Genomic DNA, 8,515 nt, shown 5'->3' on the forward strand with positions numbered 1-8,515 from the left:
CGATGTGAAAAACTGCAGGAACATATTTACTTAAATCGCCCGCCCTGCCGGTGCCGTCAAGGGCCCCTCCCCCGGTTGCGGCTGCGGATCAGCCATTCACTTTCACTTAACCACCCCGGCCAGCTTCGGCTCCCGGCGGCGAAACGTGACATTAAGATCGGGCGTTGATCACTGGAGGCGACACGACGCCAGTGGACCCGACCGACTTGTCCAACAGCCCTGCCAAGCTGCCGAAACTGTTTTCGCCGACAGCGATCGTCGCCGCCGTGGTGGCGGCCATGAGCATATTCGTGCTGGGTCTGTTGATCTGGAAGGCGGTCGAGGCGCGCACCACGGCGCTGGCCCAGGGCGAGCGCGACATCCGCAACCTGACCCACTCGCTGGCGGAACACGCCTCGCATTCGGTCCAGGCGATCGACGTGGCCATGAACGCCATGGTGGATCTGCTGAAATACCAGAAGCCGCGCGTCGACCGCTTCAACGCGGCGCTGCGCAAGACCGCCGACGCGCTGCCGCAGATCAAGGAGATCGGCGTGATCGACCCCGACGGCAACAGGATCTACTCGTCGGCCGCGGAGCTGCCAGCGCACAACAATGCCGATCGCGGCTATTTCATCGGCCATCGCGACTCGACAGATGCATTGCTGCATATCAGCGAGCCATTGCAGTCGCGGCTGACCGGTCAGCCGACCATCGTACTCTCGCGACGCGTCACCAGGGAGGATGGCGGCTTCGGCGGCGTGTTGTTCGCGACCATCGAGACAAGCTATTTCGACAACTTCTATCAAGCCTTCAAATTCGGTCCGCATGCCGGAATTACCCTGCTTCGGCTCGACGGCATGGTCTTGGCGCACTGGCCGGCGGGCAAGTGGAACAAGGAGGTTTCCGCGGCTTTCAAGGCGAGGATCGAGCAGGACCGGACGGGCTACACGAAAACCACATCGCCGTTCGACGGACGCGTCAAATATCTTGGCTTCGAGCGCGCTTCGCAATATCCGATCGTGGTCACCGTCGCCTTGCCGGAAGCCCAGGTTCTCGCCGCATGGCATGACGATTTGCGCAACGACCTGCTTGTCGCCGTCATCCTGATGGGAGGCGTCATCCTGTTCGCGATCCTGCTCGGCAAGGAGTTTGCCAAGCGCACCAGGGTCGCGCGGATGCTCAGGGAACGCGAGGCACGCTACCGGCTGCTGGCCGACAACATCGCCGATGTGGTGATCCTGCTGGACCGTAACGGCAGCTTCCTGTTCGTGTCGCAATCGGTCGAGACCATCCTCGGCCGCAAGCCGGACGATCTGATCGGCAAATCCTGCTTCGAGTTCGTGCACCCCGATCATCTCGCCGACGTCGCCAAAGCGACATCGGAATTGACCAACTGGACCACCACCAAGACCGTCGAATTGAAGACCTTCCGCGCCAACGGCAGCGAGGTCTGGGTCGAGATTAATTTCAAGCTTGCGGGCGCGGCGGAAGATCACCAAGCCATCGAGGTCGTCGGCGTGCTGCGCGACGTGACCGAGCGCCGCAAGATGGAGGACGAGCTCAACGCGCTGAACATCCGCCTGTCCGAGCTTGCGACCACCGATGGCCTGACCGCGCTCGCCAATCGCCGCAGCTTCGACAGCGCGCTGCCGCGCGAGTTCCGCGATCGGGAGCAGATCTCGCTGATTATGCTCGACATCGATCACTTCAAGGGTTTCAACGACACGCAAGGTCACCAGGCCGGCGACGAATGCCTGCGGCGCGTGGCGCGCGTGATCGCGGGCGCCACCGACAACACCACGGCGCTGGCGGCGCGATACGGCGGCGAGGAGTTCGCGATCATCCTGCCCGGCGTCGGCGAGCAGGATGCACTGAAGGTCGCCGAGGCGATGCGCCTCACGGTACGGTCGCTGGCGATGGCCAATCCGGCCGCGCGCCGCGGCGTGGTTTCGATCAGCCTCGGGATCGCCAGCCGGTCGGCCGCGACCGCGAGCGAGACCGAACTGCTCGGCCGGGCCGATCTTGCGCTCTATGAGGCGAAACGTTCGGGACGCGACCGCACGGTGCTGGCCTCGTCGCTCGCGGGTGACAATCATTCCGCGGGGCGGAAACAGTACGCCTGACATACTATGCGCCCGGTGCCGTCTAGGTACCGCTGCGCTGCGGAATCCGCGCTAGACCGCCCGGCTTTTTCAACTAGAATTGTACCGGACAAGATATCGGAGAGGACATGCGACCGCTGCGAGAGCGGTCGTTTCGTGTGGGGGCCGGGGCCGCCGACGAACGAAGCAAGGCAAACAGATAGATGAAATTCACGGGTACCAAGGACTACGTCGCCACCGATGACCTCAAGGTCGCCGTCAATGCCGCCATCGTGCTCGAGCGCCCGCTGCTGGTGAAGGGCGAGCCCGGCACCGGCAAGACCGTGCTGGCCGAGGAAGTCGCCAAGGCGATCGACGCGCCGCTTTTGACCTGGCACATCAAGTCGACCACCAAGGCGCAGCAGGGCCTCTACGAATACGACGCCGTCTCGCGGCTGCGCGACAGCCAGCTCGGCGACGCCCGCGTGTCCGACATCAAGAACTACATCAAGCGCGGCAAGCTGTGGGAGGCCTTCACCAACGAGAAGCGTCCGGTGCTCCTGATCGACGAGATCGACAAGGCCGACATCGAATTCCCCAACGATCTGCTGCTCGAACTCGACCGCATGGAATTCCACGTCTACGAGACCGGCGAGACCATCAAGGCGAAGCTGCGCCCGATCGTGATGATCACGTCGAACAACGAGAAGGAACTGCCGGACGCCTTCCTGCGCCGCTGCTTCTTCCACTACATCAAGTTTCCCGACACCGAGACGATGGGCAAGATCGTCGATGTGCACTTCCCCGGCATCAAGAAGCGGCTGGTGGAAGAGGCGCTGCGGATCTTCTTCGAGGTCCGCGAGGTGCCTGGCCTGAAGAAGAAGCCGTCGACCTCGGAGCTGCTCGACTGGCTCAAGCTGCTGTTGAACGAGGACATCACGCCGGAGATGCTCAGGGAGCGCGATCCGCGCAAGCTGATCCCGCCGCTGCATGGCGCGCTGCTCAAGAACGAGCAGGATGTGCATCTGTTCGAGCGGCTGGCTTTCCTCAGCCGCCGCGAAGTCTAGTTCCGATATCGGCAAACGCCGGGGCGATGGCTTCGGCGTTTTGCTTCTGCAGCTCCACAAACAAGAAGACCAGGGAAGATGAACGTCCAGACCCAGATCCGGGCCGCCGAGCCCGTCACCACAGAGCACTTCGACGTCCTGATCGCAGGCGCCGGCATCTCCGGCGTCGGCGCCGCCTACCACCTCGCCACGCAATGCCCCGGCACCAGCTTCGTGGTGCTCGAGACGCAGAAGACTTTTGGCGGCACCTGGTCCACCCATCGCTATCCGGGCATCCGCTCCGACAGCGACCTGCACACCTTCGGCTATCGCTTCAAGCCGTGGACCAGCGCGCCGATCGCGACCGCTGCAGAGATCCTGAAGTACATGGGCGAGGTGATCGAGGAGAACGACATCGCCCGTCACATCCGCTATCGCCACACCATCACCGCGGCGAAGTGGTCGAACGAGACCAATCTCTGGACCATCGATGCGACGCGCATCGACACCGGCGAGCGGCTGCGCTTCACGACCAATTTCTTCTGGATGTGCCAGGGCTATTATCGCCACGACGCCGGCTATACGCCCGAATGGACCGACATGGCGAAGTTCAAGGGCACCGTCGTGCATCCGCAGACCTGGCCCGACGACCTCGACTACAAGGGCAAGCGCGTGATCGTGATCGGCTCCGGCGCCACAGCTGCGACGCTGATCCCGGCGATGGCCAAGGACGCCGCCCATGTCACCATGCTGCAGCGCTCGCCGACCTATTTCCGCACCGGCCGCAACGCCATCGAGATCGCCGAGGAGCTGCGCAGGCTCCAGGTCGACGAACACTGGATCCACGAGATCACCCGCCGCAAGATCCTGTTCGAGCAGGACGCCTTCACCAAGCGGACCTTCGCCGAGCCCGAGGGCGCCAAGAAGGACCTGCTGGCAGCGGTCGAAGCCGTCCTCGGCAAGGACTACGACATCGCCACCCACTTCACGCCGAGCTACCGGCCGTGGCGGCAGCGCATCGCCTTCGTGCCGGATGCCGACCTGTTCCACGCCATCAAGGGCGGCAAGGCGTCGGTCGTCACCGACGAGATCGACCGCTTCACCGAGACGAGCATCCTGCTCAAGTCCGGCAAAGAGCTCGAGGCCGACATCATCATCACCGCGACCGGCTTCCACCTCTCGGCCAATGGCGGCATCGACTTCGAGATCGACGGCAAGCCGCTCGACTTCGCCGATACCGTGACCTATCGCGGCATGATGTTCACCGGTGTGCCGAACCTCGTCTGGGTGTTCGGCTATTTCCGCGCCAGCTGGACCTTGCGCGTCGATCTGGTCGGCGACTTCGTCTGCCGCCTGCTGCAGCACATGAACGCGACCGGCGCGAAGAAGGTGACGCCGGAGCTGCGCCCCGAAGACCACAACATGCCGCTGCTGCCATGGATCGATCCGGAGAACTTCAACCCCGGCTACATGATGCGCGGCATGCACCTCTTGCCGAAGCGCGGCGACAAGCCGGAGTGGCAGCACAACCAGGACTACTGGGCCGAGAAGGACGAATTCCCGGCGATCGACCTCAAGGACAAGGCGTTCGTCTACAGCTGAGCTCCACTATATTTCGCGTCATCCTGAGCCGCTAACGGCCACACACTCTCCGCTGTCGTCCCTGCGAAAGCAGGGACCCATACTCCGCGGCGGATGTTGTGGGTTGGACTCGTCATTCCACCGACACGCAACAATAACCATCGGTGGTTAGGGGTCCCGGCCTTCGCCGGGACGACGCTGAACGGTTATTGTCGTACGTATCAACTCCCTCACGCATACTCCGGCAGCTTCGCAGCCGCCTCCGGTGCCTTGCCGCGGATCATGTCGGAGGCCTTGTCGGCGATCATCAGGGTCGAAGCGTTGAGATTGGCCGAGATCATCCGCGGCATGATCGAGGCGTCGATCACGCGCAGGCCCTCCATGCCATGGACCCGAAGCTGATCGTCGACCACCGCCCACGGCGCGTCCGCCGGTCCCATCCGGCAGGTGCAGCCGGGATGGAAGGTGGTGGTGCCGCGCTGGGTCGCAGCGGCGAGCAGTTCGTCGTCGCTCGTGACCTTCGGACCCGGAAAGTCCTCGTAGGCGTAATACGGACTGAGCGGCTCGGAGGCGAGCAGCCGGCGCGCCAGTTTCATGCCAGCGACGACGACGCGGCGGTCGATCTCCTCGGCGAGATAGTTGGTCTGGATGATCGGCGGCGCGAACGGATCGGCCGAACGGATGCGGACATAGCCGCGGCTCTCCGGCCGCTGCTGCCATGACGCCACAGTCATGCCGGGCTCGTCCTCGAGCTGGCCCTGCACGCCTTCCTTGTAGCTCGCCGGAGTGAAGGTGAGCTGCAAATCGGAGCTCTCGGTGGTCTCGCCGGAATGCCAGAAGCAGTAGACCATGGTCGGCGACAGCGACAGCAGGCCGCGCCGCGTCGCCGCCCATTTGATCGCCTCGCCCCACAGGCTGAAGCCGCGGCGAAGCTCGTTGATGGTCCTGATATTCTTGACCCGCGCCACCGAGCGCGGCGCGTAGTGATCTTGCAGGCCTTCACCGACGCCGGGGAGCGCGTGGCGCACCTCGATGCCGTGCGCCTGCAACAACTCGGGCGCGCCGACGCCGGAGAGCTGCAACAGCTGCGGCGAGTTGTAGGCGCCGCCGGAGAGGATGACCTCCTTGGTGGCGCGGATCTCCAGGGGATCGCCGTGCTTGCCGCCGCGATTGTAGCGCACGCCGACCGCGCGCTTGCCCTCGAAGACGATGCCGGTGACATGCGCATGCGTGCGCACGTCGACATTGGGCCGCCGCCGCGCCGGATGCAGGAACGCGGTCGCGGCGCTGACCCGGCGTCCATTCAGGATGGTGCGCTGGCAGTACGACACGCCCTCCTGGATCTGGCCATTGTAATCAGGATTGCGCGGAATACCGAGGCTGACCGCGCCTGCCATGAAGGCCTCGCAGAGCGGGTCCTGCCAGTCCATCGTGGTGACGGTGAGGTTGCCGTCGCGGCCGCGATAGGTGTCGTCGCCCTCGCCGATCCTTCTCTCCATTCGCCGGAAATAGGGCAGCACGTCAGGATAGCCCCAGCCGCGATTGCCGAGCTGCGCCCAAGTGTCGAAATCCTGGCGCTGGCCGCGATTATAGATGTGGCCGTTGATCGAGGACGAGCCGCCGAGCGTCTTGCCGCGCGGCGCATAGATGCTGCGCCCGCCGGTGTAGGGACCCACCTCCTGCTGGTAGGCCCAGTTCACGCTCTTCATGTGGAAGGTCTTGATGAAGCCGGCCGGCAGATGGATGTAGGGGTGCCAGTCGCTCGGCCCCGCCTCGAGCACGCACACGCGGGTCGCGGCGTCTTCACTCAAGCGGTTGGTCAGCACGCTCCCGGCGGAGCCCGCGCCGATGATCACATAATCGAACGTTTCCATCGTCTCGTTTCTGGCGCCGACTATCGTGTCAGCGCGGCTTTTCGTTGAGTTGATAGGTCAGATGCGCCTTCACCGTCGGCCATTCGCTGGCGATGATGCTGTAAACCACGGTGTCACGCAACGTGCCGTTGGGCGCGATCTGATGGCTGCGCAGGATGCCGTCCTGCTTCGCACCCAGACGCTCGATGCCGCGCCGGCTCTGGTGATTGAAGAAATGCGTGCGGAACTCGACCGCGATGCAGTCAAGCTTCTCGAAGGCATGAGTCAGCAGCAGCAGTTTGCACTGCGTGTTGACCGCGCTGCGCTGCACACGCTTGGCGTACCAGGTCGAGCCGATCTCGACGCGACGGTTCGGCGTGTCGACGTTCATGTAGGTTGTCATGCCGGAAATCTTGCCGTCGGCGTCGAACACCGTGAACGGCAGCATCGATCCGGCCTTTTGCAGGCCGAGCCGGCGGTCGATCTCCTTGGCCATATTCTCCGGCTGCGGGATCGCGGTGTACCAGAGCTTTGACAGCTCGCCGTCCTTCACCGCGTCGACCAGCCCGTCGCAATGATCGTAGGACAGCGGCTCCAGCCGCGCATGTGCGCCGCGAAGGGTGACCGGTTCAAGCCAGGGCATTCGAGATCTCTCCATCTTTGTCATTCCGGGGCGATGCGCAACATCGAACCCGGAATCTCGAGATTCCGGGTCTGGTGCTTCGCACCATCCCGGAATGACGATTGCGCTTCGCGAAGCGCAATCGTCATCTATTCAGAAAGTTCAGCGGCAATCCCGGCCGCGGCCAGTCCATCGCGATCAGCTCGCCCTTGCCCGACAGCGTGATGTAGGCGGTCTTCAGCTCGGGGCCGCCGAAGGCGATGTTGGTGGTGACGCGGTCGCCGGTCGGCACCTGCTCGACCACGGTGCCGTCGGGCGCTATCACCGAGATGCAGCCCGAGACCAGCGTCGCGACGCAGACATTGCCCGATGCCTCGACCGCGAGCGAGTCGAACATCTGGTAGCCGCCGAGGCCGGCGATCGGCTTGCCGCGCTCGCCGCGATAGATCACGTCACGCGGCTTGACGGTGCCGGGCTCTGAAACTTCATAGGCCCACAGCCGCGCGGTCGGCGTCTCCGCGATGTAGACGGTCTTCTCGTCCGGCGACAGGCCGATGCCGTTGGCCGGCAGGATGCCGTGCACCGCCTCGACGATCTCGTTCATGCCGGGCCTCAGATAGTAGAACGCGCCGACATCCATGTCTCGCGCGCGGCGCTTGCCGAGGTCGGAGAACCACAGGCCGCCTTGCCTGTCGAACACCAGATCGTTCGGCCCGCGCAGTTCGTGCTCGCCGCATTTCGTCACCACGGTCTCGACCTTGCCGGATTGCAGATCGACGCGCTGGATCGAGCCGCCGAGATAATCCTCCGGCTGCGGTCCCGGCATGATCATGTTGCGGGTCGGAATCCAGGAGAAGCCGCCATTGTTGCAGATGTACATCTTGCCGTCGGGGCCGAGCGCCGCGCCGTTCGGGCCGCCCGGCACCTTGGCGACGATCTCCTTGCGCCCGTCGGGATAAACCCGCGTCAGCCGCTGGCCGCGGATTTCGACCAGCACGACCGAACCGTCGGGCATGACGACCGGACCTTCGGGAAACTCCAGATCAGTGGCGAGAACTCGGATATTGGCCATGACATCCTCCCGGCTCTTTGGCTGCAGGCGGATTCTGAACGGTCCCGCACGCGCAACGTTGTTGTTTCATCCTGTTATGGCAAACGGGGTTTGGCTTGCCAAGCAATGGCCCCGCAAGGCTGCCCGGCGTTGAGGTGGGATGGGCGCGCCGCAAATGCCCCTGTCGTCCCTGCGAAGGCAGGGATCCATACTCCGCGGCGGATATTGTGAATGGGACTCGTCGTTCGGGCGTCGCTCAACAATGACGGCCTGTGGTTATGGGTCCCTGCTCCCGTGCG

General features: G+C 64.1%; 6 protein-coding genes. 3 read left to right on the plus strand and 3 right to left on the minus strand.

The annotated features are described in order from the left end of the window. Nucleotides 1–206 precede the first annotated feature (206 nt). The 3 genes from AKL29_RS35315 (at nucleotide 207) to AKL29_RS35325 (ending at nucleotide 4,711) form a co-directional block, all read left to right on the plus strand. The gene (locus AKL29_RS35315; RefSeq protein WP_244482602.1) at nucleotides 207–2,105 is read left to right on the plus strand and encodes a diguanylate cyclase; all 1,899 of its coding nucleotides are present in this window, start codon (nucleotides 207–209) and stop codon (nucleotides 2,103–2,105) included. Between the two features lie 182 nt (nucleotides 2,106–2,287). Then, nucleotides 2,288–3,130 carry an AAA family ATPase gene (locus tag AKL29_RS35320; RefSeq protein ID WP_028334810.1) on the plus strand — a complete coding sequence of 281 codons (843 nt, stop codon included), beginning with the start codon at nucleotides 2,288–2,290 and terminating at the stop codon, nucleotides 3,128–3,130. A gap of 78 nt (nucleotides 3,131–3,208) precedes the next feature. Then, nucleotides 3,209–4,711 (plus strand): flavin-containing monooxygenase, encoded by a 1,503-nt coding sequence (locus AKL29_RS35325; RefSeq protein ID WP_050387353.1) that lies wholly within the window; start codon nucleotides 3,209–3,211, stop codon nucleotides 4,709–4,711. Nucleotides 4,712–4,920: 209 nt separating this feature from the next. Here the strand turns inward: AKL29_RS35325 and AKL29_RS35330 are convergent, their stop codons facing one another. The 3 genes from AKL29_RS35330 to AKL29_RS35340 form a co-directional block, all read right to left on the minus strand. Further along, nucleotides 4,921–6,564 (minus strand): GMC family oxidoreductase, encoded by a 1,644-nt coding sequence (locus tag AKL29_RS35330; protein WP_050387354.1) that lies wholly within the window; start codon nucleotides 6,562–6,564, stop codon nucleotides 4,921–4,923. Between the two features lie 28 nt (nucleotides 6,565–6,592). Then, nucleotides 6,593–7,186 carry a GNAT family N-acetyltransferase gene (locus AKL29_RS35335; RefSeq protein ID WP_050387355.1) on the minus strand — a complete coding sequence of 198 codons (594 nt, stop codon included), beginning with the start codon at nucleotides 7,184–7,186 and terminating at the stop codon, nucleotides 6,593–6,595. A gap of 124 nt (nucleotides 7,187–7,310) precedes the next feature. Further along, nucleotides 7,311–8,237: an SMP-30/gluconolactonase/LRE family protein gene (locus AKL29_RS35340; protein ID WP_028334806.1), complete on the minus strand. Its 927-nt coding sequence runs from the start codon at nucleotides 8,235–8,237 to the stop codon at nucleotides 7,311–7,313. Between the last annotated feature and the right edge of the window lie 278 nt (nucleotides 8,238–8,515).

The organism is Bradyrhizobium pachyrhizi (assembly GCF_001189245.1).
GTDB classification, from domain to species: Bacteria; Pseudomonadota; Alphaproteobacteria; order Rhizobiales; family Xanthobacteraceae; genus Bradyrhizobium; species Bradyrhizobium pachyrhizi.